At 37.6% G+C, this 25,140-nt stretch carries 20 protein-coding genes; 18 read left to right on the top strand and 2 right to left on the bottom strand.

What is annotated here, in order from left to right; genetic code table 11:
• Nucleotides 1-166: 166 nt before the first annotated feature.
• The 17 genes from IGK81_RS10035 to IGK81_RS09955 all read left to right on the top strand — a co-directional run bounded on the left by IGK81_RS10035 (nt 167) and on the right by IGK81_RS09955 (nt 22,528).
• A complete protein-coding gene (locus IGK81_RS10035) occupies nt 167-901 on the top strand; it encodes a glycerophosphodiester phosphodiesterase (RefSeq protein WP_034698950.1) in 735 nt (244 codons plus the stop codon).
• Nucleotides 902-908: 7 nt separating this feature from the next.
• Nucleotides 909-1,835: a tRNA (adenosine(37)-N6)-dimethylallyltransferase MiaA gene (gene miaA / locus IGK81_RS10030; protein ID WP_034698953.1), complete on the top strand. Its 927-nt coding sequence runs from the start codon at nt 909-911 to the stop codon at nt 1,833-1,835.
• Complete coding sequence (gene hflX / locus IGK81_RS10025; RefSeq protein ID WP_034698955.1) at nt 1,825-3,057, top strand: GTPase HflX; 1,233 nt, start codon at nt 1,825-1,827, stop codon at nt 3,055-3,057. Before miaA ends, hflX begins: the two co-directional genes overlap by 11 nt.
• Nucleotides 3,058-3,260: 203 nt before the next feature.
• Nucleotides 3,261-3,653 carry a MerR family transcriptional regulator gene (locus IGK81_RS10020; RefSeq protein WP_010718712.1) on the top strand — a complete coding sequence of 131 codons (393 nt, stop codon included), beginning with the start codon at nt 3,261-3,263 and terminating at the stop codon, nt 3,651-3,653.
• 30 nt (nt 3,654-3,683) lie between these two features.
• Nucleotides 3,684-5,024 (top strand): type I glutamate--ammonia ligase, encoded by a 1,341-nt coding sequence (gene glnA, locus IGK81_RS10015; protein WP_010718711.1) that lies wholly within the window; start codon nt 3,684-3,686, stop codon nt 5,022-5,024.
• A 930-nt stretch (nt 5,025-5,954) separates the two neighbouring features.
• Entirely contained in the window at nt 5,955-7,472 is a 1,518-nt protein-coding gene (locus IGK81_RS10010) for a hypothetical protein (RefSeq protein ID WP_232622382.1), read from the top strand.
• A gap of 327 nt (nt 7,473-7,799) precedes the next feature.
• On the top strand, nt 7,800-9,410 hold the full coding sequence (locus IGK81_RS10005) for a CTP synthase (RefSeq protein WP_010718709.1): 1,611 nt from the start codon (nt 7,800-7,802) through the stop codon (nt 9,408-9,410).
• Nucleotides 9,411-9,679: 269 nt separating this feature from the next.
• On the top strand, nt 9,680-10,549 hold the full coding sequence (locus IGK81_RS10000) for a class II fructose-bisphosphate aldolase (RefSeq protein ID WP_010718708.1): 870 nt from the start codon (nt 9,680-9,682) through the stop codon (nt 10,547-10,549).
• A gap of 221 nt (nt 10,550-10,770) precedes the next feature.
• The gene (locus tag IGK81_RS09995; RefSeq protein ID WP_010718707.1) at nt 10,771-12,042 is read left to right on the top strand and encodes a UDP-N-acetylglucosamine 1-carboxyvinyltransferase; all 1,272 of its coding nucleotides are present in this window, start codon (nt 10,771-10,773) and stop codon (nt 12,040-12,042) included.
• On the top strand, nt 12,039-13,334 hold the full coding sequence (gene rho, locus IGK81_RS09990) for a transcription termination factor Rho (protein ID WP_010718706.1): 1,296 nt from the start codon (nt 12,039-12,041) through the stop codon (nt 13,332-13,334). Before IGK81_RS09995 ends, rho begins: the two co-directional genes overlap by 4 nt.
• 97 nt (nt 13,335-13,431) lie before the next feature.
• The gene (locus IGK81_RS09985) at nt 13,432-13,695 is read left to right on the top strand and encodes a type B 50S ribosomal protein L31 (protein WP_010718705.1); all 264 of its coding nucleotides are present in this window, start codon (nt 13,432-13,434) and stop codon (nt 13,693-13,695) included.
• A 232-nt stretch (nt 13,696-13,927) separates the two neighbouring features.
• Nucleotides 13,928-15,454 carry a M60 family metallopeptidase gene (locus IGK81_RS09980; protein WP_232088597.1) on the top strand — a complete coding sequence of 509 codons (1,527 nt, stop codon included), beginning with the start codon at nt 13,928-13,930 and terminating at the stop codon, nt 15,452-15,454.
• A 249-nt stretch (nt 15,455-15,703) separates the two neighbouring features.
• Nucleotides 15,704-16,168, top strand: coding sequence for a PTS sugar transporter subunit IIA (locus IGK81_RS09975; protein ID WP_034698959.1), 465 nt, complete (start codon nt 15,704-15,706; stop codon nt 16,166-16,168).
• A gap of 71 nt (nt 16,169-16,239) precedes the next feature.
• On the top strand, nt 16,240-17,667 hold the full coding sequence (locus tag IGK81_RS09970) for a PTS fructose transporter subunit IIC (RefSeq protein ID WP_034698962.1): 1,428 nt from the start codon (nt 16,240-16,242) through the stop codon (nt 17,665-17,667).
• Nucleotides 17,667-18,530: a ketose-bisphosphate aldolase gene (locus tag IGK81_RS09965; protein ID WP_034698965.1), complete on the top strand. Its 864-nt coding sequence runs from the start codon at nt 17,667-17,669 to the stop codon at nt 18,528-18,530. The genes IGK81_RS09970 and IGK81_RS09965 overlap by 1 nt, the downstream gene beginning before the upstream one ends.
• 270 nt (nt 18,531-18,800) lie before the next feature.
• A complete protein-coding gene (locus tag IGK81_RS09960) occupies nt 18,801-19,571 on the top strand; it encodes a DeoR/GlpR family DNA-binding transcription regulator (protein WP_010718700.1) in 771 nt (256 codons plus the stop codon).
• A gap of 251 nt (nt 19,572-19,822) precedes the next feature.
• Complete coding sequence (locus tag IGK81_RS09955) at nt 19,823-22,528, top strand: endo-beta-N-acetylglucosaminidase (protein WP_438758189.1); 2,706 nt, start codon at nt 19,823-19,825, stop codon at nt 22,526-22,528.
• A 177-nt stretch (nt 22,529-22,705) separates the two neighbouring features.
• Here IGK81_RS09955 and IGK81_RS09950 read toward each other — a convergent pair whose 3' ends face one another.
• The gene (locus tag IGK81_RS09950) at nt 22,706-23,893 is read right to left on the bottom strand and encodes an MFS transporter (RefSeq protein ID WP_034698987.1); all 1,188 of its coding nucleotides are present in this window, start codon (nt 23,891-23,893) and stop codon (nt 22,706-22,708) included.
• Between the two features lie 18 nt (nt 23,894-23,911).
• Complete coding sequence (locus IGK81_RS09945) at nt 23,912-24,190, bottom strand: hypothetical protein (RefSeq protein WP_010718697.1); 279 nt, start codon at nt 24,188-24,190, stop codon at nt 23,912-23,914.
• A 194-nt stretch (nt 24,191-24,384) separates the two neighbouring features.
• Between IGK81_RS09945 and IGK81_RS09940 the strand changes: the two genes are divergently transcribed.
• Nucleotides 24,385-25,041, top strand: a complete 657-nt coding sequence (locus IGK81_RS09940) for a Crp/Fnr family transcriptional regulator (protein ID WP_010738044.1) — start codon at nt 24,385-24,387, stop codon at nt 25,039-25,041.
• Nucleotides 25,042-25,140 lie beyond the last annotated feature (99 nt).

The following is a 25,140-nucleotide window of genomic DNA, read 5'->3' as shown; positions in this document are numbered from 1 at the left end:
ATATTTTAGAAAATCATCGCTTATTGCTGAGTAGTTCTTTATTGAATACCGTTTACTCATTTTTTAGAATGACAAGTCAACCTCATTCTTAACCATTTGAAGTATTACGACTTTTTCACAGCCTTTTTCCTATGGTACAATCAAAGAGACTGAAAGTGGTGATGAAATGGTTCAGATTTTTGCGCATCGTGGAAGTAGTGGTACCCATCCAGAGAATACATTGCCTGCGTTTGCCGAAGCTGTTCGAATAGGTGCAGATGGGATTGAACTAGATGTTCATTTGACGAAAGATGAGCAGATCGTGGTGATTCATGATGAGGAAGTGGATCGGACGACGGATGGCAAAGGATTGGTACGGGAAAAAACATTAGCAGAGATAAAAAAGTTGAATGCAGGAAAGTGGTTCAATACAGAGTTTCAGGCAACAAAAGTGCCAACTTTGAAAGAGGTCTTGCATCTTTTTTGGGAAATGAATTATCGTGGAACGGTAATGATCGAGATCAAAACAGATAAATATGAGTATGCTGGCATCGAAGAAAAAGTAGTTCAACAATTAAAAGCAGTGGAATGGCCTTTTCGACATGCGTACTGCAGTTTTAACTTTCATACATTGGAACGAGTAGTAAAAATTGATCCTCAGGCACAGCTGGATCTTCTTTTAAGTACGTCACAAAAGAAAGTACAGTTAGCTGAAGATACTCCTTGGATAGAAGGGATTCATCCTAGAGGTGACTGGTACTTGGAGCATTTGCCATCCATGGAGACATTCCCCAAATCGATCAGATGCTGGACCATCAACGACGACCAGCAGATGACACGATGTTTCGATCAACAACTAGATGCAATAATCACAGACTTTCCCCAAAAAGCATTTTGGATAAAACAAACAATGAAAAAGTAGGATGATAATGGAAAAAGTATTAGTAATCGTTGGACCTACAGCGGTAGGGAAAACAGCGCTTAGCGTGGAATTGGCTAAAAAATTTAACGGTGAAATTATTAGTGGGGATTCACTGCAAGTTTACAAGAAATTAGATATCGGAACAGCTAAAATAAAGACGTCAGAAATGGAAAGTATTCCCCATCATTTGATTGATATCATCGAACCGAATGAAACTTATTCCGTAGCAGATTTTCAAAAAGCTGGACGAAAATTGATCACAGAAATCACAGAACGTGGCCATTTGCCGATGATCGTTGGCGGAACAGGGTTGTATATTCAATCTTTGCTTTATGATTTTCAATTGGGTGCAAAAGAGGAAAGCGTCACAGCGGTACGAAAAAAATATGAAGAATTAGCTGAAACACTCAGTAAAAAAGAACTTTGGGAGTATTTGAAAACAAAAGATCCGCTAGCAGCGGAAAAAATTCATTGGAACAACCAACGAAAAGTGATTCGAGCTTTAGAAGTATTTGAAGTGACTGGCTATAGTATCACAACACCGCAAGAGGAACCCGCACGTCTTTATGATTATTGTATGATTGGTCTTAATACCGAAAGAGCCTTGTTATACCAGCGCATCAATCAACGTGTAGATAGTATGTTAGAGGAAGGCTTATTAGAAGAAGCACGTTTTGTGTATGAACTTGGTGAAGTCCAAGCGAGTCAAGGTATTGGATACAAAGAATTTTATCCGTATTTTAAGGGAGAAGAATCTTTAGAAAACGTTGTGGAGCAGTTGAAGATGAACTCGAGACGGTATGCAAAGCGACAATTAACATGGTTTCGTAATCGTCTTGATGCACATTGGTTTGACTTATTAGCAGAGTCCAGTAGTATGGAGCAAATTGATCAATTGATCAGAACGTGGTTGGAGGATAAAGATGACGAATAAAAAAGAAAAAGTGATCATCGTAGGTGTTGAGACAGAACAGAATCAACGATACTTCACAGAATCGATGGCAGAATTGAGCAAGCTGACCAATACAGCTTCTGGGGAAGTAGTATTTACGTTGACGCAAAAACGACCGCAAGTCGATCGTCAAACCATTATCGGTAAAGGTAAATTACAAGAATTGATCCAACAAGCGGATGCTCATGAAGCGGATCTGATTATTTTTAACCATGAAATGACCCCTCGCCAGAGTCAGCTAGTCTCAGAAGCAGTAGGAATCCCTATCATTGACCGAGTTCAGTTGATTTTAGATATTTTTGCCATGAGAGCCCGTTCGAAAGAAGGAAAGTTGCAAGTAGAGCTAGCTCAATTAGAATACCTTTTACCACGCTTAGCTGGACAAGGAAAGTCATTGTCTCGATTAGGTGGTGGAATTGGAACGAGAGGACCTGGGGAAACCAAATTGGAAACGGATCGACGTCATATCCGTAATAAAATATTAGGGGTAAAACGTGAGTTGAAGGCTGTAGAAGCGCATCGAGCGAGAAACCGCCAAAAAAGACAGTCTAGTGAAATCTTTCAAATTGGTTTGATTGGGTATACCAATGCGGGGAAGTCAACCATTCTTAATTTGCTTACGCAAGCGGATACGTATTCTAAAGATCAGTTATTTGCTACTTTGGATCCCTTAACAAAGAAATGGCGATTTGCAGAAGGATTTGAGATTACGGTTACTGATACGGTTGGATTTATTCAAGATCTTCCGACACAATTAATTGATGCGTTTCATTCAACATTGGAAGAAAGTCAATCCATGGATCTATTGTTACATGTAGTTGATGCAAGTTCGCCAGATCGTATTTTGCAGGAGCAGACTGTATTACAGTTGATGGCGGAACTAAAGATGGAAGAGATGCCTGTATTAACAGTCTATAACAAAGCGGATCAAATTGATCCAGCCTTATTTACTCCCTCACTCTTTCCCAATGTATTGATATCGGCGCAAAGTACCGATGGGAAAGAAAAGCTAGTACAAGCGATCAAACAACAGTTGTTGGAATTGATGGTGCCATACACGCTCTTTGTACCCAGTCAGGATGGGCAAACGTTAAGTGCTTTACGAAGACAAACCCTCGTTTTGAAAGAGCATTTTGTAGAAGAAAAAAATGGATATGAAGTAAAAGGATTTGCAAAGTCAACTTCTAAATGGCTGAATAGTTAAATGGTCGTTGTCTCTTTCTTATCAGAGTGACCTATGTATTTTCTCTTTTTTTAAAAGTTAGAAAACTTGAGCAATGAATCGTTGCTCAAGTTTTTTTGTAAAAAAAACCAACCCTCATGTTAGAAAACCTGACATAAGCGGTTGACAGTAGTTTTTTTGATTGGTATACTTTACCCAACTTGTTAAACGAAAGGGGACGTCTGATGGGAGAAAAGGAATTGCGCCGTTCAATGTCTGTATTTCCAATTGGTACAGTAATGAAACTGACTGATTTATCCGCACGACAAATTCGTTATTATGAAGAACAAGATTTTGTTCATCCTGAAAGAAGCGAAGGAAATCGTCGAATGTATTCATTAAACGATATTGACTTGTTGTTAGAGATCAAAGATTATCTTTCTGATGGATTAAATATGGCTGGTATCAAACGAGTTTACGAAATGGCTCAAGCCAAAAAACAGGAAGAAAAGAGCAAAAAACCGCTAACTGATCATGACGTTCGACAAATTTTTCGTGATGAGATATTGGCGCAAGGTGGGCTAAGTAAAACTGGGCATTATCAGTCGCAAGGAATGCAACGACAATTCTTTGACTGAATAATATAAACAAAAAGAAAGAGGGATACCATGGTAAAGAAACAAATAACTGGTGATGAAATTAAACGAATCATTGAAGAAGAGAACGTTCGCTTTTTAAGATTAATGTTCACAGATATCTTAGGAACAATCAAAAATGTCGAAGTACCCGTTAGTCAAATCGATAAAGTACTTGAAAATAAAATGATGTTTGATGGTTCTTCGATCGAAGGATTTGTTCGGATTGAAGAAAGCGATATGTATTTGTATCCTGATCTTTCAACATGGATGATCTTCCCTTGGGAAAGTGATCATGGCAAAGTAGCTCGTTTAATTTGTGATATCTATAACCCAGATGGCACACCTTTTGCAGGTGATCCACGCGGGAATTTGAAACGTGCATTAAAAGATATGCGCAACCTTGGATTTACCTCTTTCAACTTAGGTCCAGAACCAGAATTCTTCTTATTTAAGTTAGATGAAGATGGTGGGATCACGACCACGTTAAACGATAAAGGTGGATATTTTGATTTTGCACCAACAGATTTAGGTGAGAACTGTCGTCGTGATATTGTTTTAGAATTAGAAAGCCTTGGGTTTGAAGTAGAAGCTTCTCACCACGAAGTAGCTCCTGGGCAACATGAGATTGATTTTAAATATGCAGACGTTGTGGATGCTTGTGACAATATTCAAACATTCAAACTAGTCGTTAAAACAATTGCTCGTAAACATGGGTTACACGCAACGTTCATGCCTAAACCATTATTCGGGATCAATGGTTCGGGGATGCACTGTAATATGTCCTTGTTCAATGATGAAGGAAATGTCTTTTATGACAAAGATGGCGATTTAGAACTTAGCCAAACAGCGTATCATTTCCTAGGTGGGCTATTGAAACATGCTCGTGCCTATACAGCGGTTTGCAATCCTACCGTCAACTCATATAAACGTTTAGTTCCTGGCTATGAAGCACCAGTATATGTGGCATGGAGCGGTCGTAATCGTTCACCATTAGTCCGTGTTCCAGAATCACGTGGCTTATCCACACGTTTGGAATTGCGTTCAGTTGATCCATCTGCTAACCCATATCTAGCAATGGCTGTTTTATTACAAGCTGGATTAGATGGCGTTCGTAATGAAATCACACCACCAGCAGCGGTGGACCGAAATATTTATGTGATGAACGAAGAAGAACGAGAAGAAGCCCACATTCAAGATCTTCCTTCAACGATCCATAATGCAATCAAAGAATTAAGAAAAGACAAAGTGATGATCGATGCTTTGGGACAACATATCTTTTCGAACTTTGTCGAAGCAAAACGCTTAGAATGGGCAGCCTTTAGACAAACTGTTTCAGAATGGGAAAGAGAACAATACTTGGAATTATATTGATTATCGCTACCCAATTAGAATACGAATAACTGGAGTTGGAGAGATCCATCTCACTTCACTCTAAAAACGAGTAAACGGTGTTCAAGAAGCAACTCCTCAGCAATAAGCGATGATTTTCTAAAATATGAGAAGCTATTTTAAAAAATCCTCTCTTATTCGCTCGGAGCTGAACGCTTCTTTCACAACCTCTGATTCACGGTGTTTAAGCATCAGCTCCTTGAAGTAAGTCTGAATTTTTCAAAACATGAGAAGCTGTTTTAAAAAATTCTTTCTTATTGTCATCGGAGCTGACCGATGCTTTCATAACCTTCTCAACTTGATAAACAGGACAATAAGCCAAAATTTTACGAAAAATGAGTACGACTGAAAAGAAAGACAGTTTGTTTTAACTGATTTCTTAGTCGCTGAAGACTTATTTTAGGAAATTTTGGCTTATTTTGTTCGCGCATTGTTTGGTGAGTAACTTATGTGGTGGGACAACAAAAAACTCCTGAAGAATACACTTCAGGAGTACGAGAATGAGAAACGGATGATGTTAAGTTATTCTGAATCACAAATAACTGGTTGGATTGTGTAATGAAATCATTCTCTACGAGTAGTATACAGCTATTTCTGATTGAAATTTTTTTTAAAATTTTAATGGAAAGAAAATTATTTGCAAAATATGAATAACACACCTATTCTATAGTATAAAAAAATTTTTTTCATTTTTTTGTGTGTAGAATTTTTCTAAGAATATTCTTGTCTTACAGTGATTATTGCACTCCTGGATACGCACAAGTAAAAAATGAGTTCATTGAAGATTGTATATGATGATAAATAATTGAATTTTTTTAATTTGAGCATACCTATTTCTTCTGGGGGGAAAATTAGGTATGCTCAAATTAAAGTTATTGCCTTATTATTATATTATAAAGGAGGCATAAATTTATGAATAAAGTTGAATTAGATCAAATAATCAAAGATATGAATGAAGGATTAGAGGAAGATAAAGAAGAAATATTTTTATTAAACCTACGTACTTATTCTAAAGATGAAATCAATTACGTAGTAGATCGTCTTAATCTGGATGATCATACTCGTGAACAGGTTAGAACATCACAAATTAATTCAATGAAAAAACATCAAGTGCGAAAAAAAAATTTATTAAGAGACGAAAAACTTAGAGCTGTTCATAAAAATTTAAACAAACAAAGTGAGGAAGTCAATTCATTCTCTGATCGCTCAAAGATGATAGATACAGTTGTTGCATCTATCAATCAATTGATTCATGATCCGGAAATTAATGTTATTCAACCAATAGACGATATTGATATAAGTGAGGCATTAGACGTCTTCTTTGAAAAAACCTATTTTACACCAGATGAAATAAATTCTACTATTGATAAGCTAGAACTAGCAAATAAAGAAAATCTTCGTGAAACAATTAGAAAAAGGGAGATTGAAGAAGAACCTCGACGTAAAATCAAGTTTTTAAAAGAAGAACGAATACAAAAAATTAACGAAATGGTGCAACAGTCGATGACATCAAGGACGTTCACAGAGGTTGCAGAGAGTCTTAAAAAAATGTATTCAGAGTTACCTTACAAAGTTAATGAGGCTGATTTAAGTGAGGATATAGAATTTGTAATAGAAAATTTTAAGATGAAACCTAATGATATTGGTTCTTTCGTGGACTTGTTTGACCTCAGTCCTGATACTCGTAATAAAATTAAAGAATCACAAAAGAAAAGAATTGAGGAGATGAAGGCAATAAGGGATACTGAACTTTCAATAAAAATAGAAAGGTTGAGAATGCGCCGTCCTTTTACCCTGATACAGGATATCACTTCAGTACTTCGTGAGCAAATGAATGACCCAGTTATTCCACTTGCACAACACGAGGTTGTATCTATATTAGAAGAGAATTTAGATATACCACATAGTACAACAATAGAAGGTACTTCAAGACGTGTTTTGCCTCTTAGGCAGAATGAATATAGGGAAATTATACATAATCTTGGTTTGAGCGTGGAAAACGTAAATGAACGTTGGCAGTTTAACCGCCATGCTGTAGAACTGCTGACTAACTATGCTGAATTCAATATGTTACAGCATCCACAAACAGATCTTGTGCATGGCAATCCACAGGAACTTTCAAACCTTGAATTATATAAAAGAGAATTTAGAGAGTTGGTTAAAGAAAGTGTAGGCAAGGTGGGAACTAAAGCTGAAGATAAATCAGGTTTTCAAGCTGAAATTTCTAATTTGACCCCCGAACAACAGGAACAGGTAATGAAAAAAGTGGAGGATTTGAAGAAAAGAAGACAAGAAAATTGGAAACAATTAGATGTAGAAAAAATGTCACCGTTAAAAAATAGGACAGAAAAATTCAATGCTGCAAGAACGAGAAGTACAAACACATCTGAAAAACAAGGACAAAAATCTTCTAGAGATCATCAAAGATAGTCTAGTGAATGAGTAAAGAAGTCGTATGGCTAATCGTTCTTACTAAAAGAATGAGTGTGCTATTTTTCGTGCAGTTTTTTATTAGAGAGTGAACTACCTGTTTTCATTTATCAATGACGTTGGATTATTCTTATGACTAACGACATCTGCAACGTTAAATTAGAGGCTTGACTTTCTTCAAATTTGCTTGTAGTATACTCATTGGGCACCCTTTTAAAGGGTCAGAAGTTCACAGAAATTTTGCTCCCTATTCTAACTAGAATAGGGAGCTTTGTTCATTTTCTGGGACTTTTCCTGCAGATAAAAGAAGAAGGAGTTTTTGAACTTATGACAAAATACATTTTTGTAACGGGCGGCGTAGTTTCATCGATTGGTAAAGGAATCGTTGCAGCTTCTTTAGGTCGTTTGTTGAAAAATCGTGGCTTAAAAGTAACCATCCAAAAATTTGATCCCTACATCAACGTAGACCCGGGAACGATGAGTCCGTACCAACACGGAGAAGTTTTTGTAACAGACGACGGAGCAGAAACTGATTTGGATCTAGGCCATTATGAACGTTTTATCGATATCAATTTGAACAAATACTCCAATGTTACTACAGGGAAAATTTATTCAGAAGTACTTCGTAAAGAACGAAAAGGGGAATACTTAGGAGCAACTGTTCAAGTCATCCCTCATATCACAAATGAAATCAAAGAGAAAATCATGCGTGCAGCAAAGATGACTGATTCAGACGTGATCATCACTGAAGTTGGCGGAACAGTCGGCGATATCGAATCTTTACCATTTTTAGAAGCACTACGCCAAATGAAGGCGGATGTTGGTGCTGATAACGTGATGTATATCCACACCACATTGATTCCTTATCTAAAAGCTGCGGGAGAAATGAAAACTAAACCAACTCAACATAGTGTAAAAGAATTACGTGGTTTAGGCATCCAACCTAATATCTTGGTGGTTCGAACAGAGCAACCTGTTTCACAAAATGTGAAAAATAAATTAGCACAATTTTGTGACGTAGAACCCGAAGCGGTCATTGAATCACCAGATGTGGACACTCTTTACTCTATTCCGTTGCTTTTACAAAAACAAGGCATGGATCGCATCGTTTGTGAACATTTGAAACTAGAAACGCCAGAAGCTGATATGGAAGAATGGAAACAATTAGAAGAAAAAGTATTGAATCTGAAGAAAAAAGTCCGAATTGCTTTAGTAGGTAAATATGTAGAATTACCAGATGCTTATATCTCAGTTGTTGAAGCGTTGAAACATTCAGGCTTTGCTTTTGATGCGGATATCGAACTTGACTGGATCAAGGCTCAAGATTTAACTAAAGAAAATGTTGCAGAATATTTGAAAGATGCAGATGGTATCTTAGTACCTGGTGGTTTTGGCGATCGTGGGGTCGAAGGAAAAATCGAAGCCATCCGTTACGCTCGTGAAAATGATGTGCCTTTCTTAGGTATTTGTTTAGGCATGCAAATGGCGTGTGTGGAGTTTGCTCGTAATGTGGTTGGCTTGGAAGATGCTGCTTCAGCAGAAACTACACCAGAAACAACGAACAATATCATTGATTTGATGGCAGACCAAGAAAATATCGAGAACTTAGGTGGAACGTTACGTCTAGGTCTTTATCCATGTAAAATTAAAAAAGGAACGAAAACAGCGGAAGCTTATGACGGAGCCGATGTAGTACAAGAACGTCACCGTCATCGTTATGAATTCAACAATAAATACCGTCAATTATTTGAAGAAAAAGGATTAGTATTCTCAGGTGTTTCTCCTGATAATCGTTTAGTGGAAATCGTGGAATTAACAGAGAAAAAATTCTTTGTTGGCTGTCAATTCCATCCAGAATTGATCTCAAGACCAAATCGTCCACAAAAATTGATCAAAGGATTTGTCGGAGCTGCTTTGTCTGAACGTGAAGGAAAATAAGCGGGACAAATACGCTTTTATTGTTTCAGATGAATTTAGAGAAAACAGTTATAAATAAATTGTTATTGTTTGAACAATAAAAAACGATAAACTAGCCATTTTTGACTAAATCAGCCAACTGAAAACCTTATTTTTTGCAAAAAAGTTCTTGAAAATTTTCATTTTCATTGATTTTAGTAGAAAACTCTGAAAATGTTTGGTAAAATAGGTTCGTTGGTTAAGGATAGTCTTAACAAATTTAGTTTTACAAAACTTAGGAGGAATTTATTATGCCAGTAGTATCAGGAGCTGAATTTTTAAAAGCTGCTCGTAAAGGCGGTTACGCTGTCGGCGGATTCAATACAAATAACTTAGAATGGACTCAAGCAATCCTTGAAGCAGCTGAAGCAAAACAAGCACCAGTACTTATCCAAACTTCAATGGGTGCGGCTAAATACATGGGCGGCTACAAAGTTGCTAAAGATATTATTTGTGACTTAGTTGAATCAATGAACATCACTGTTCCTGTTGCCATCCACTTAGACCATGGTGACTATGATGCAGCTATGGAATGTATCGAAGTAGGCTATACTTCAGTTATGTTTGACGGTTCTCACTTACCATTTGAAGAAAACTTGAAATTAGCGAAAGAAGTTGTAGAAAAAGCTCACGCTAAAGGAATTTCTGTTGAATGTGAAGTTGGTTCAATCGGCGGAGAAGAAGATGGAATCATCGGTAACGGTGAATTAGCAGATATCGAAGAATGTAAACAAATGGTTGCTACAGGAATCGACTACCTAGCATGTGGTATCGGTAACATCCATGGTCAATATCCAGAAAACTGGAATGGTTTAGCATTTGATCATTTACAAGCAATCGCTGATGCTGTAGGTCCAGATATGCCTTTAGTATTACATGGTGGATCAGGTATTCCTCAAGAACAAATCCAAAAAGCAATTTCAATGGGTGTTTCTAAAGTAAACGTAAATACTGAATTCCAATTATCATTTGCTAAAGCTACTCGTGAATATATCGAAGCTGGCAAAGATAAAGAAGGAAAAGGTTTTGACCCTCGTAAATTGTTAGCACCAGGTAAAGCTGCAATCATTAAAGATGCAGAAGAACACATTGATTGGTTCGGTTCAGCTAACAAAGCTTAATTAATCGATTAAGAATGCCGTAAAACAGGTTCAACCTGTTTTGCGGTTTTTTTTTCGCAAATTGATAATCGTTCACTTTGATAAACATTTGTCCATCTTTTTTCAGAATAGACCTTTGATTTTTGAGGAAATAAAAAAGAATGGGAACTCGTTTCTTTATTTCATCTATGATAAAATACAAGCATGTGTAATAAAATTGAACAATAACAAGGTGGAAATCAATGAAAAAAATCATAATTGAAGGAAATCGTCCGTTAACTGGTGAAGTAACGATCAGTGGGGCTAAAAATAGTGCAGTGGCTTTGATTCCTGCAGCGATTTTAGCAGATTCTCCGGTTATTTTAGAAGGCGTACCTGATATTCAGGATGTTCATTCACTAATCGAAATTTTAGAAATCATGGGAGCAAAAATCCATTTTTCACAAAATATTTTAGAAATTGATCCCCGCGGTATCGTCTCTGTGCCCATGCCAAGTGGTAAGATCAATAGTCTACGAGCTTCCTATTATTTTATGGGGGCACTGCTTGGAAAATTTGGTGAGGCAGTGGTTGGTTTGCCAGGTGGTTGCTATCTAGGACCACGACCAATTGATTTACATGTCAAGGGTTTCGAAGCATTAGGTGCTTCAGTCAATAATGAACATGGTGCAATGTATTTACGGACCGACCAACAGGGATTACAGGGAAATCGGATTTTCATGGATGTCGTTTCAGTCGGTGCAACGATCAATGTGATGTTGGCTGCTATTAAAGCGAAAGGTCAGACAGTAATCGAAAATGCCGCTCGTGAACCAGAGATCATCGATGTTGCTACTTTGTTGAATAATATGGGTGCCAAAGTGCGAGGAGCAGGGACGGATGTGATCCGAATCGAAGGTGTAGACAAACTCCATGGTTGTCGCCATTTCATGATCCCTGATCGAATCGAAGCAGGGACTTATCTAGCGCTTGCTGCAGCAGCAGGAAATGGTGTTAAGATCAAAAATGTGATTTACGAACATTTAGAAAGTTTTATTGCTAAACTTCAAGAAATGGGCGTAAACATGACAATTAGAGAAGATGAGATTGAAGTGTTTCCGTCTAAAGAGTTAAAAGCGGTGAATGTGATGACTTATCCATATCCTGGGTTTGCAACAGACTTACAACAACCATTGACTCCCCTCTTATTAATGACCAAAGGAACAGCTGAAATCACAGATACGATCTATGCTAAACGTGTGAATCATGTGCCTGAATTAGCACGTATGGGTGCTGATATATCAGTGGAAGGGAATTTGATCATTACAAATGGACCAAATAAACTTCATGGAACAGAGGTAGTCGCTTCTGACCTTCGAGCAGGTGCTTGTTTAGTTATTGCAGGTCTCATGGCTGAAGGAACAACTACTATTTATAACGTAGAATATATTTTACGTGGTTATGATCATATTATTGAAAAATTGACGGCATTAGGTGCTGAAATCCAAATGGTGGAGGAAGTGGAAGCTGAATGAGTGATTATTTAACGATGGCGGAACTGGAAAATAAGACATTAAAAGAGGTCTACAGTTACGCAAAAGAATTTAAGATTCCTTATTATAGCAAAATGAATAAAAAAGAATTATCTTTAGCTGTGATTCGGGCGCAAGCAGAAAAACAAGGGTTTTATTATATGGAAGGAATCTTAGATATCGTTGGACAAGATGGGTATGGATTTTTACGACCAATCAATTATGGACCAAGTGTAGAAGATATCTATATCTCTGCTTCACAAATAAGACGGTTTAGTTTGCGAAATGGAGATAAAGTAGCAGGAAAGGCTCGCCCACCTAAAGAGTCAGAACGTTATTATGGGTTGATGCACGTGGAAAGTGTAAATGGAAAAGACCCAGAAGAAGCCAAAGAACGTCCGCATTTTCCAGCTTTGACACCTCTGTATCCTCAAGAACAGCTTAGGTTAGAAACAACCTCTCAAAGACTAGCAACAAGAATGATCGATATCTTCTCACCAGTAGGTTTTGGTCAACGTGGCTTGATCGTAGCACCTCCTAAAGCCGGAAAAACTTCTGTGTTAAAGGAAATCGCCAATGGAATCACTGAAAATCATCCAGAAGTAGAACTGATCGTTCTTCTGATCGATGAACGCCCAGAAGAAGTCACGGATTTGGAACGCAGTGTCAAAGGAGATGTCGTTTCATCTACTTTCGATTTACAACCACAAAATCATACAAGGGTATCTGAGTTGGTCCTGGAAAGAGCGATGCGTTTAGTCGAAGATAAACGAGATGTCGTGATCTTGATGGATAGTATTACCCGATTAGCTAGAGCTTACAATTTAGTCGTACCACCAAGTGGTCGTACATTGAGCGGGGGAATCGATCCAGCCGCACTATATAAACCAAAAAAATTCTTCGGAGCAGCTAGAAATATCGAAGAAGGTGGAAGCTTGACGATCTTAGCAACTGCCTTAGTCGATACGGGTAGCCGAATGGATGATGTGATCTATGAAGAGTTTAAAGGAACAGGGAATTTAGAACTTCAACTGTCTCGTGAACTATCTGAGCGTCGTATCTTCCCTGCCATTGATATCAAGAAATCTGGTACGAGAAAAGAAGAGCTTCTAATGCCAGAAGATCAATTAGAAGAAATTTGGAAGTTACGAAAGAATATGGTCGGCGATTCATTGGAATACACCGAACAATTGATCCGTTTTTTAAGAAAAACCAAAAACAATCAACAATTTTTCAAAGAATTCCAAGATGTCTCGTTCGGTAAAAAAAATCAGACAAGAAATCTAAAAAGATAATTGCAACGTTGTTAGAAACATGTTAAGATGTTACTGTTGTATATCGACAAATCAACTCTGGTTCAGCAAATGGGTCAGGGCAAAGGAGCGAAAACGCATGAAAGAAAACATCCATCCAGATTACCATCCAGTAGTGTTCTTGGATTCAACAACTGGCTTTAAATTCTTGTCAGGTTCAACAAAAACTTCACAAGAAACAGTTGAATGGGAAGACGGTAATACATACCCAGTCATCCGTGTCGAAGTTACTTCTGACTCACATCCATTCTATACTGGACGTCAAAAATTCACACAAGCAGACGGACGTGTGGACCGTTTCAACAAAAAATACGGTCTCAAAGACGCAAACGCTGCAGAATAATCAAAACATTGTTCATACGATGTTTAGCAGACTATCTGATAAGGGTAGTCTGTTTTTTTTGTGTTTTCTGTTTCTGATAATCAAAAAATGGTCACTAAAAATTTATCATACCATATTTTTTAAAGTTCTGATTTTCATTATTTCCTTTCGTTGGAAAAAAACGACAACATTTATAAAATAATGCATGTTAATGTTATATTATAAATAAAAAATAACATTAAGGGGTGTTAATATGAGTAAGAAGAAAGCAATGATCTTGGGGTCTTTACTGTTCAGTATGGTTATTTTATCAAATGACCTAAATGTTGAGGCAACAGTAAATGAACCGACTATTGGGACGGAAGTCGTTCTTTCAGAGCGAAGTAATGAAAACGTTTCAACGGTTTTGAATGCTTATCAAAGTGAGGATGTTGAGAGTTATCGGGAAGAAATCGGTAATTGGTTTGGTCCTAGTAGCAATCAATCTACAGGGATCTATAAACGTAAAAATGATACGATCGAAATTTATGTAGATGAAACGGCGCAACAACTACCGACGTATACGATTACCAGGGCTAGTCTGAAAGATTATCTCGAAGGGGCAACGAAAGGGAAACGACTAAATAGAGGAAGAAACGTCATTTCCGGTACTCAAGAAGGTGTGATCCATATCCAAAATGAATCCACTCGCATCACGCAACAAAAAACGAGAATTGAAATACGTGGTGGTATAACAATTCCACGTTTTATTCTAGGAAAAATGACCAATAAAGATTGGCAGAATGAAGTAAGAAATCATTCAAATGCACCTGCTTATGAATTGGTCAGTGATCGAGTTTTGGTTACAGGATCCGACAAAACAATTAATTATGTGAAGGACCCAACTAAAATTTTAACAACGAAAGAAAAAGTAATTGATCTTCACGATCAAACAGCCGGACTAGATAATAGCGCTACAATCCATCGTCAACCAACTGGCTTAGTTCAACATATGCGTGAAACGAGTGCCAGAGAAGATTATATGTACGCGTATGAACAACATACTGGTTTTAATTATGCAGATGGAATGAGAGTCTTGTTAGATCCAGACGGTTCCTCACAGTGGGGGATTTGGCATGAATTAGGTCATACCTATCAAATTGATGATATGGGTTGGGAGGATATGACCGAAGTGACCGTGAATATCTTTTCGATGCGGGTACAAAAAGCATTAGGACAGCGTAGTCGTTTAGAAGAAGATCGCGTATATACGGATATTTTCAATTATTTGAATCGAAGTCAATCGAAAAATTTTGATAAACAAGATGAATTTGTTCGACTAGGAATGTTTTGGCAGTTGGAATTAGCATTTGGCAGCGACTTCTATCCTAAACTACATCAGTTATACCGTGAAGAAAGTCCACAGCTATGGACAGAACAAGACAAGCGACAACATTTTATCTTATCTGCTTCAAAGATCAGTAACAAAAATCTAACGCCATTTTTTGAAAAATGGGCTATCGAAGTTACTGCTGATACTAAAAAAGAATTAGCAAGACTACCAAAATTAACGAAGAAAATCTGGGAATATCGTGATGAAATGAAAGGTGATGTAGGAAATATCACCGATGATGATAATAACAATGGCAACACGGAAGATCCTTCAATTGAAACTTGGGATAAAGATAAAGTGTATGTTGCTGGGGATATTGTCATGTATAAAGGTGTAAAATATCGTGCAAAATGGTGGAATACCGATAAAGTTCCTGGAGAAACGATTGACTGGGAAAGAATTGATTGATCATCAATAAACACAACGTATTTTGATTGTAACGGTCAAAATACGTTGTGTTTTTTTATATAAGTAAGGCCTGAAACACATGAATCTCTAATTTTGATGAACGCTATCGATCATTTTTTTGACTGATTTTTTAAAAATTTGATCCATTTTTCGTTATTCGTTCAAAGCGTTGAATGGCTGAATTAGGGATGCTATACTTGCCACAGTTATTAGAAAGCGTTAACAAATAGTGAAAGGAGGCTATATGGAGTGGAGATTAGTCAACTGATTTCAGAAGAATTGATTCTTTTCGATGACTCAATTCGATCAAAAAAATCATTATTTGAATGTATCGGTACTACACTTGAAACCACACATAGAGTAAAAAGTGCAAAAAAAATAATCAAAGCATTATTCAAAAGAGAAGAGGAAGTGCCTACAGGGATTGAAGCTGGATTTGGTATCCCACATGCTAAAAGCAAGGCTGTCATTACACCAACCATTTGTTTTGTTTGTAGCAGCCAGATTACAGAATATCTTGGCTTAGATGGGGAGCCAATTGCATATACTTTTGCAATCGTGGTTCCTGCAAACGCTGCTGACAGTCATCTTGAGATTCTCAGTGCGTTGTCAAGGCGATTAATTGATCCAAACTTTAGAAAACAAATCAAAGAAGCAAATTCAGCCTCAGAAATTATGACCGTTTTAAAAAATGAAGAAAAAGCAATCCGTTAAATGAATCATCGAATAATGTCACACGCATCAACTGAGACCGTTATTGAATAAGCAGATAGGGGAGAATAACGATGAAAATAATTGGTGTAACCGCATGTCCTACGGGAATTGCGCATACGTATATGTCCGCTGAGAAATTAGAAGGGACTGCTAAAAAACTAGGCCATGATGCAAAGTTTGAAACGCAAGGAATCAAAACGGAAAATAGGTTAACTACAAAAGAGATTGCTGAAGCAGATGCGATTATTCTAGCAGTTGATAAAGAAATTGATATGCAACGTTTTACGGGTAAAAGAATCAAAAAAGTTTCAACGAGTCGAGCAATTAAAGAACCAGAATTGGTAATTGATGAAGCATTAAAAGGGATCAATACGTTAGAAATTGCTCAATCAGTTGAACAAACAAAAGTCACGAAACAAAAAGCCACACTTTATAACCATTTTATGAGTGGTGTGAACTATATGTTACCGTTTGTGATTGCGGGCGGAATTATTATCGCATTAAGTTTTGCTTTTGGGATCACTGCAGCGGATCCTAAATCAGCTGACTATAATGTCCTAGCTGCCGCATTTTCTAGAATTGGCGGAGACACCGCTTTTGCCATGATGGTGCCAGCTTTAGGGGCAGGGATTGCGACCTCTATCGCGGGGAAAGCTGGCTTTGCACCTGGGATCGTGGCAGGGCTACTGGCATCTACTGGTGGTTCTGGATTTCTTGGAGGAATGATCGGGGGGCTGTTAGCAGGGTATGTGACAGATTTTCTGGCAAATAAAATTCCTGTAAAAAAAGGTATCTTAGCGATGTATCAATTGATCGTCGTTCCGTTAATATCTATCTTGATCATTGGTTTAGCAATGGTTTTTGTAATAGAACAACCCATTTCGTGGTTATTAGAAGTATTAACCAATTGGTTGAATAGTTTAGGTAATACTTCCGGATTAATGTTTGGCTTGATCATCGGCGTGATGATGGCAGCTGATATGGGAGGGCCGATCAATAAATCGATTTCAACTTTTTCCATTGGTTTGATGTCTGCCGGAGTCAATGCACCGATCGCAGCATGTATGGCAGCTGGAATGACCCCACCACTGGGGATCGCTTTAGCCACACTGTTGTTCAAGAAAAAATTTACGAAAGAAGAACGGACTTCTGGTCAATCCTGTTGGGTGCTTGGTGCTTCTTATATTACAGAAGGAGCGATTCCCTTCGCAGTTTCAGATCCGATTCGAGTCATTCCGAGCTTGATTCTTGGCTCTGCTACTGCAGCGGGTATCTCAATGGCTGCCGGTGTCACATCCATTGCTCCTCATGGTGGGATTTGGGTCATGCTGATACCTAACGTGATCAATCACCTACCCATGTATTTGCTAGCGATTGGTGCTGGGACAGTAGTTACGGCTCTTTCACTTGGATTATTAAAGAAATCAAGCGAAGAACAAGTCGGAAATGAAGAAAAAATAGTGAAGCAAGAAAAAATAATAAATGAGGTGGAAGTATAATGTTATATACAATGAAAGAGTTATTGAAAGTAGCTAAAGACAATCAATTTGCGGTTCCTGCTTTTAATATTTGTAGTTATGATATGTTAAAGGCAATCATGGAAGAAGTAGAACGGTTAAATGCACCAGTGATTTTAGAGATCCATCCCGATGAGATTGCTTACTTGAATGATGAATTTGTTGCTGCTGTTCGAGCTTATGCGCATAAAAGTAAAGTACCTGTAGTGATCCATCTTGACCATGGCGGTAAAGTAAGTGATGTGTTACGGGCTATCCGCAATGGCTATACCTCGGTTATGATTGATGCCTCCTTGCAATCCTTTGACGATAATATAAAGATAACTAAAGAAGTGGTGGCTCTAGCTCACGAGGTAGATGTGTCAGTCGAAGCAGAAATTGGTACGATTGGGAATAATGGGTCAGCAGAAGGTGGGGCAGCTAATATTATTTACACAGATCCTGAACAAGCAAAACAGTTTGTTGAAGAAACGAATATTGATACATTAGCTATCGCTATTGGAACAGCACATGGCTTATATCCTAAAGATAAAACACCAAAACTGAATATCGAGTTATTGAAAGAATTGAATGAGACCATCGATTTGCCGTTTGTTTTGCATGGTGGTTCAGGAAATCCGGATAAAGAAGTAAGCGAAGCAGTTAAATATGGTGTAGCTAAGGTCAACCTTAGTTCGGATCTAAAAAGTGTCTTTTTCGATGCTTTAAGAGAAATATTAAATGAAAACCCGGAAATGTATGAACCGAATATGATCTACCCTTATGCGAATCAAAAAGTACAGGAAGTAGTGAAACATAAAATGACGATCTTAAACACGATCGATCAAGCCAAGTGTTATAAATAAGACGAATTTCTCACCGTTTATTCGTTTTAGAGATACTAAAAGAGACCGAGACAAGTTTTGACTCAGTCTCCAATGAAATCGAAATCGAGTGGTCATGAAAAAATGCTCAGTATTTCTAGGAATAAGCCAATGAATCGCTAATTTTAGTTGTTTCGGCTGATGTCCTATAGCGAAGCATTTTCATTCTAACCGCTCGATTCTGTTTTTGGATGTAGGTGGAGGCATCTTTGTTTATGGTAAAATAAAGCGAAAGAGAAAGGAGTGGGGAAGATGTTAAGTGACGTAGAAGAGCGACAACAAACGATTGTCAATCATTTGAAAATCAACCAATTTGCCAGGATTACTGAATTGATCGATTTAGTAAATTACAGTGAAGCGACAGTGAAACGAGATCTTGTTGTCTTAGAACAAAGTGGTCTGATCCGAAGAGTCCGCGGTGGGGCTATGTTAGTAGATAATCAGAAAATCGATGTACCATATATGATGAAAATCACCCATTTAGAGGAAGAAAGTGAAAAACGTTATATTGCGGATATTGCAGCTAATTTGATCAAAGATGATATGGTTTTATTTTTAGACTCTAGTACAACTAGTTTGCATTTAGTTCGAAATTTAGGTCGATTTGAGGGGCTGCAAATCATTACGAATGGGGTCATTACTGCTGCTATGCTAAGTGAATTTACTTCAGCAAAAGTATCGATCGTCGGTGGTAAAATCGTTCAAAAACGAGCAACGATCAACGGAGCAAAAGCGTATAATGATATTTTGACTTATGCTGCTGACCTTGCAATCATCAGCTGTCGAGGATTTGATTTTAATCAAGGCGTGACGGAAACGCATGAAGGAGAAGCGTTAGTAAAAAGAGCGTTTCGTAAACAAGCCAATCATTTGATGGTGTTAGCTACACAAGATAAATTAGAACAACGCTTCATTCATCAAGCAATTGCTAGTCATGAAATCGATTATTTAGTGACCAGTCAGAAATTAACGAACGAACAATTGAAAAAAATCCATGAACACCACACAGAGTGTTTTTATTAATCAGAAAGACCAATAAAAGTGTATGTTCTCATAAAATTCATTCATTGATAACACCTATAATTTGTATCAAGAAAGCTATAGTTTGTTCATGTACACCCTTTTTGGTAAGCGCTATCATAAATTATGGAAGATAATAATTAAGAAAGGAGTAGCGAGTGGACAGTTGCAGCAAGCGATTAGATAAGAACAAATCATAGGAGGTAGCGATGAAGAAGTTAGAAGGTACTTTAGCTGGATTGTTGGTAACGGTGATGATGGGAATTGCACTGAAAGAACCGGTCGTTTATGCACAAGTAGATGCCACAAATCCCGAGGTAAGGGTTTCGATGGATAATCAACCGGAGTCCTCTTACTGGTTCCCTGATGAATTGCTTAAATGGACGTTTGATCAGGATACAGATGCGAAATACAATGTTAGTGTTGAGCCTTTAGCCACACGAGTGGAGAAATCGCACTTATTAAAATCGAATACTACCCAAAACGAAAAGATGAAGGTTGTCGCACTTTCGATCATGAATAATAGCACTAGTGGAAATGCACCAAGAGGGAGCAATCAGTTTGATGCAAATGTTTTTTCGAATTGGCAATATATTGATCAATTGGTTTATTGGGGAGGCTCAGCTGGCGAAGGTATTATTGTTCCGCCAAGCCCAGATGTTACCGATGCGGCGCACAAAAATGGTGTGCCTGTTTTAGGTACGATCTTTTTTCCGCAAGGGGCCCATGGCGGAAAAATCGAATGGTTGAATACCTTTTTAGAAAAAGATGCTCAAGGTCATTTTCCAATCGTGGACAAGATGATCGAAGTCGCCCAAAGATATGGGTTTGATGGATGGTTCATCAATCAAGAGACAGAAACCAATCTAACGAAAAAGCACGCTGATTTAATGAAAGAACTGATTGGGGAATTTAAACAAAAATCAGCTGGAGCGTTAGAGGTTATGTGGTACGATTCCATGACAAGTGATGGGAAAATGGATTGGCAGAATGCGTTGACTGATCAAAACCAAGATTATTTAGTGGATGCTGATTTGAATCCAGTAGCAGATAGCATGTTTTTGAATTTTTGGTGGAATACCTCTAGCTTAGCAGGCCAAGATCTATTGCGTAAATCAAAAGAAAAAGCAGAAAGTTTAGCCATTGATCCCTATGATTTATTTGCGGGAATCGATGTCCAAGAAAAAGGGTACGATACACCGGTCAGATGGGATTTGTTTACGGATAAGAAGGGAATACCCTATACTTCACTAGGGCTTTACGTCCCAAGTTGGACCTATTCTTCTTCCAATGATCCAATGGACTACCAACAAAAAGAAGAAAAATTCTGGATCAATGAACAAGGGGATCCTACTAAAAGTACACTACCAACCGGCACAAGTTGGCCTGGAATCTCTACTTTTTCGGTTGAACAAACCGCTATTACGCAATGGCCTTTTATCACCAATTTCAATGTTGGAAATGGTTACAGCTATTTTAGCAATGGGCAACAAGTTTCAACAAATGAATGGAATAATCGAAGTCTCCAAGATATCATGCCGACTTACCGCTATATTATCGAAGAAGGAGCTGGCAATAAATTAGCTGGTAGTGTGGACTATACTACTGCTTTTAATGGTGGGAGTTCCTTGGCTTTTAAAGGAAAACTTGCGGAAAAAGTAACAAGTAAGATCAAACTGTATCAAACAAAAGTCAAAGTCGAGAAAAACATGTCATTTACGACGACAGCCAAAGCATCTGATCGAACCACGTTGAAACTAGTGTTAGGTTTTGCTGATGGTACATTTGAAACGTTTAATGGCAATAAAAAAATAGGGAATGACTGGACAACGGTTTCTTATCCTTTGAATAAAGCAACTGGAAAAGAAGTAACGTCGATTGCCTATGAGGTAACCTCAGCAAAAGCAAATGAGAATTATGAGTTATTCTTAGGTCAAATTTCTGCGACACCTAAAAAAGTGCTGCGTCCAACAGCAGTCAATGATGTTACATTCGATGATTTGTCATTTGACGAAGAAGCAATGTTTGCCGGGATCAGATTATCTTGGACTAGTCCACAAGCAGATCGCATCAAACATTATGAAATTTACCGAGTTCTAGACGATGGAACACGTGTCTTTATCGGAGCCACACCTGCTGAGAATTATTTTATCAATGGCTTAGAACGTCAAAATGCAACAGCTACAGCTATCGAAGTTGTGCCAGTTGATATCTATGGCAACAAGGGTGAACCTTCCAGACCAATCAGTTTTGACTGGCCACCTGTTCAGTTACCACGTGCTTCCTTTACTGTCTCAAAAACTTTGGTAGCGCCAGGAGAACCGATCACTTTCACGAACACCTCTTCACGAAATACCCAAAGCTTAAAGTGGACATTCAAAGGTGCTGATGTAGAGTCAAGTACGGAAGAACAGCCTCGTGTCACTTATTCAAAAGAAGGAAGCTACGATGTAGAATTGACAGCGATCAATGAAGCAGGAGAAACGACAACTGAAATGAAAGGGATCGTTACGGTTACCAAGAATGCCCAAGCTGGTCTGAGTTTATTATCTAAAGGTGCCAAAGCAGAAGCCTCTTCATATGTGAATGAATCAGAGGCACCAAAGTTTGCTGTCGATGGTGATCTTGGAACAAAATGGTGTGCTGTAGGGAGTGCCCCACATACCATCACGATTGACTTAGGAACAGCTAAATTGATCAGTGAAGTGCGCATGGCTCATGCTTCTGCAGGAGGAGAAAGTGTAGGCATGAATACCAAAGCTTATACTATAGAAGTGAGTGCAGACGGAGAAAATTTCCAAGAAGTTTCGCGAACAACTAATAATACGCAAGGTTCAACGCTAAATACCTTTGCAGCAACGACTGCCCGATTTGTAAGAGTCATCATCGATCAACCAACTCAAGGCGCAGATACAGCTGTCCGTCTTTATGAACTAGAAGTTTATGGGTTAGCAGAATAAAAGTTGAGTGATTGTTTCTGAACAAAAAGGAGTTCTGACAGAAGTATCTATTCATGAAAATAAGCCGAAGAATCCAAAAATAGTTTCTTCTATCTTTGGATTCTTCGGCCAATGTTTTGCTAGAGGTGAATACTTCAACACCTTTTATTCGTTTCTTGAATCAGTTTCAGTTCATCACTAATTCCATTCAAGTTTTGCTGAGTGGCTCTTTTTTTTATTATAAATGATATAGAGAACTGTACAGATCAAAGGAATGATACCAGAAACAATGTATAATCCTCTAAATGACGTATAAGATTTCAATATTCCCATCAAGTAGGGGCCAACACCTAGACCTAGATCTAATCCGATGAAGTAAGTTGAAAGAGCGATACTGATACGGTGTTCTTTGACGATTTTCAAACAAACTGCTTGTCCGTTTGACATGAAAGTCCCGTAACCTAAACCAACGAGTGCGCCTGAAATAAGTAAGGTGATGCTGTTCGTTGTCGCACTTAGTAGAAACAAGCCAGCAGTCAAGAACAAATAGCTAGGATACATGACATACTGTTCACCTTTGGCATCAAAAATACGTCCCGTCAATGGGCGAGTGAAGGTAATAACTAACGCATAGACCACAAAGAAAAAGGAGCCTGCAGCGACTAAATGAATGACTTTCGTATAAGAAGACAAGAAGGACAAAACACTTGAATAAGAAAGACCCATTAAAAAGGCGATTCCTGTAATGAACAATGCTTTTTTCTCAATGAATCCATGGATACTCCAAGATTGTAGTGATTTTCTTTGAATATCAGATAAATCAATGTTTTTGACTGGGAACATCAGACAGGCAATCGTTACAAGAAAAACTAAAACGATAGAAAACCAAATAATAAAATGAAAATCAGTCAGATTAAGCAAGATCATTCCTAAAAAGGGTCCGATAGCAGCAGCTAAACTAGTACTTAAACCATAATAATTGATCCCTTCTCCTTTTTTTGATTCAGGAATATAGGCAGTGACGATCGCATTGGTTGCTGTCGAAACGGTCCCGTAGCCAAACCCATTTAAAAAACGTACCAGATATAATACGCCGATCGTTGGGGTGAAAAGATAGGCTAAAGTAGAGAGTAAATAAAAAATCGCTCCACCACGCAAAGTAAACTTGCGCCCAAATAATTCAAGTTGTTTACCCATAAATAAACGAGCCAATAGTGTACCTATGATGTAGATACCAGAAGCAAAACCTGCTTGGCTCATACTAGCATGTAAATCATCTTGAGCAATAACGGCAATAATGACCATCAGTAAATAATAAATTAAATAGACAATGAAATTAATAAGAGTGATTCCGATAAAATGTTTATTGAATAATTTTTTTTCCATTTGCTTTGTGTTTACCCCTTAATCTGAATAAGCTTTTAATTTTTGGATTTGTACTTCAACATCGTGGTAATTTGATGGGTAGCGATCGACCAATTGACGAATGAACAAGTCTCGAGTCGTCATAAATAATTCTAAAAATTCTTCTAATTCATTCGATGGTTTTTCATCGACTGCTTTGATCAATTCAATCGAATTTTGGTAAGCATCATTTAAGAAAACCAAAGAAGCTTTCATGTCAAATCTTGTTTGATATGCTGTTTCAAGTCGATTAATAATTGTTTTCATCCAGTAGTTCATATTTTTTTCCTCAATTCTTTCATTTTTTTTTACATTCGCAGTATAACGAAACGAAAAGAAGAAAAAAATCACAGACATAATTTAAAATGGTACTTAACAAATGTTAATATCATTAGTAAAATACCTTTGGGCTTTAAAATACTTAGAAATCTTGTATTATTTTTTTAGATAAATGTTTGGATGGGGGAGCATGATTGGACAGCAGAGTGCTAAAGGAATATTTAGAGAAAAATCAATTTCCAATTGTACGAAAAAGATATCATAAGTATCTAACTTTTGAAGGAGTAGAGGATTGTTACACGTATATTTTAAAAGAAGGCACGGTCAAAGCAAGTGTCATCTCGAATGATGGTCGTGAGTTCAACTTGAGGTATATTAAAGATCTAGAGATTGTTTCACTTTTAAAAGATGAATATTCGCAGTTTATTGATTCGCCGTACAATATTCGGATTGAATCTGAATATGCAGAATTTTATCGAATCAATCGAGTGAAATTTTGGGAACATATCAATGAAGATCCAAAGATGCAACATTATGTAAAAGAGTACTATCGTTATCGTTTACTGTATTCCATGAAAAAAATGCAACAAATGCTTTTAAATGGGAAATTAGGTGCCGTATGTACGCAACTTTACGAGTTATATGATTTATTTGGGGTTCGGACAGAGGAAGGCATGATGATCGATTTTGTGATCACTAATGAAGAAATCGCCAAGTTTTGCGGAATCTCTACCGCTAGTAGTGTGAGTAGGATCTTAAAACAACTGAAAGAAAATGGGATAATCACCGTTAAAGATCATCGGATCATTATCACCAATATGGATTTATTAGAAGACAATATTATCTTTTAAACAGGATCAGTGGAAAACATAAGATGCTTCCTTCATGTAGTTGTATCAGCTTTAGCTGACGACAATGCATGAAGGAAGCATCTTAATTTATGGATGATT

Source organism: Enterococcus sp. DIV0703, from assembly GCF_051711065.1.
In the GTDB taxonomy this organism is placed as follows: Bacteria; Bacillota; Bacilli; order Lactobacillales; family Enterococcaceae; genus Enterococcus_B; species Enterococcus_B hirae.
This window is presented reverse-complemented; position numbering and strand designations above follow the sequence as displayed.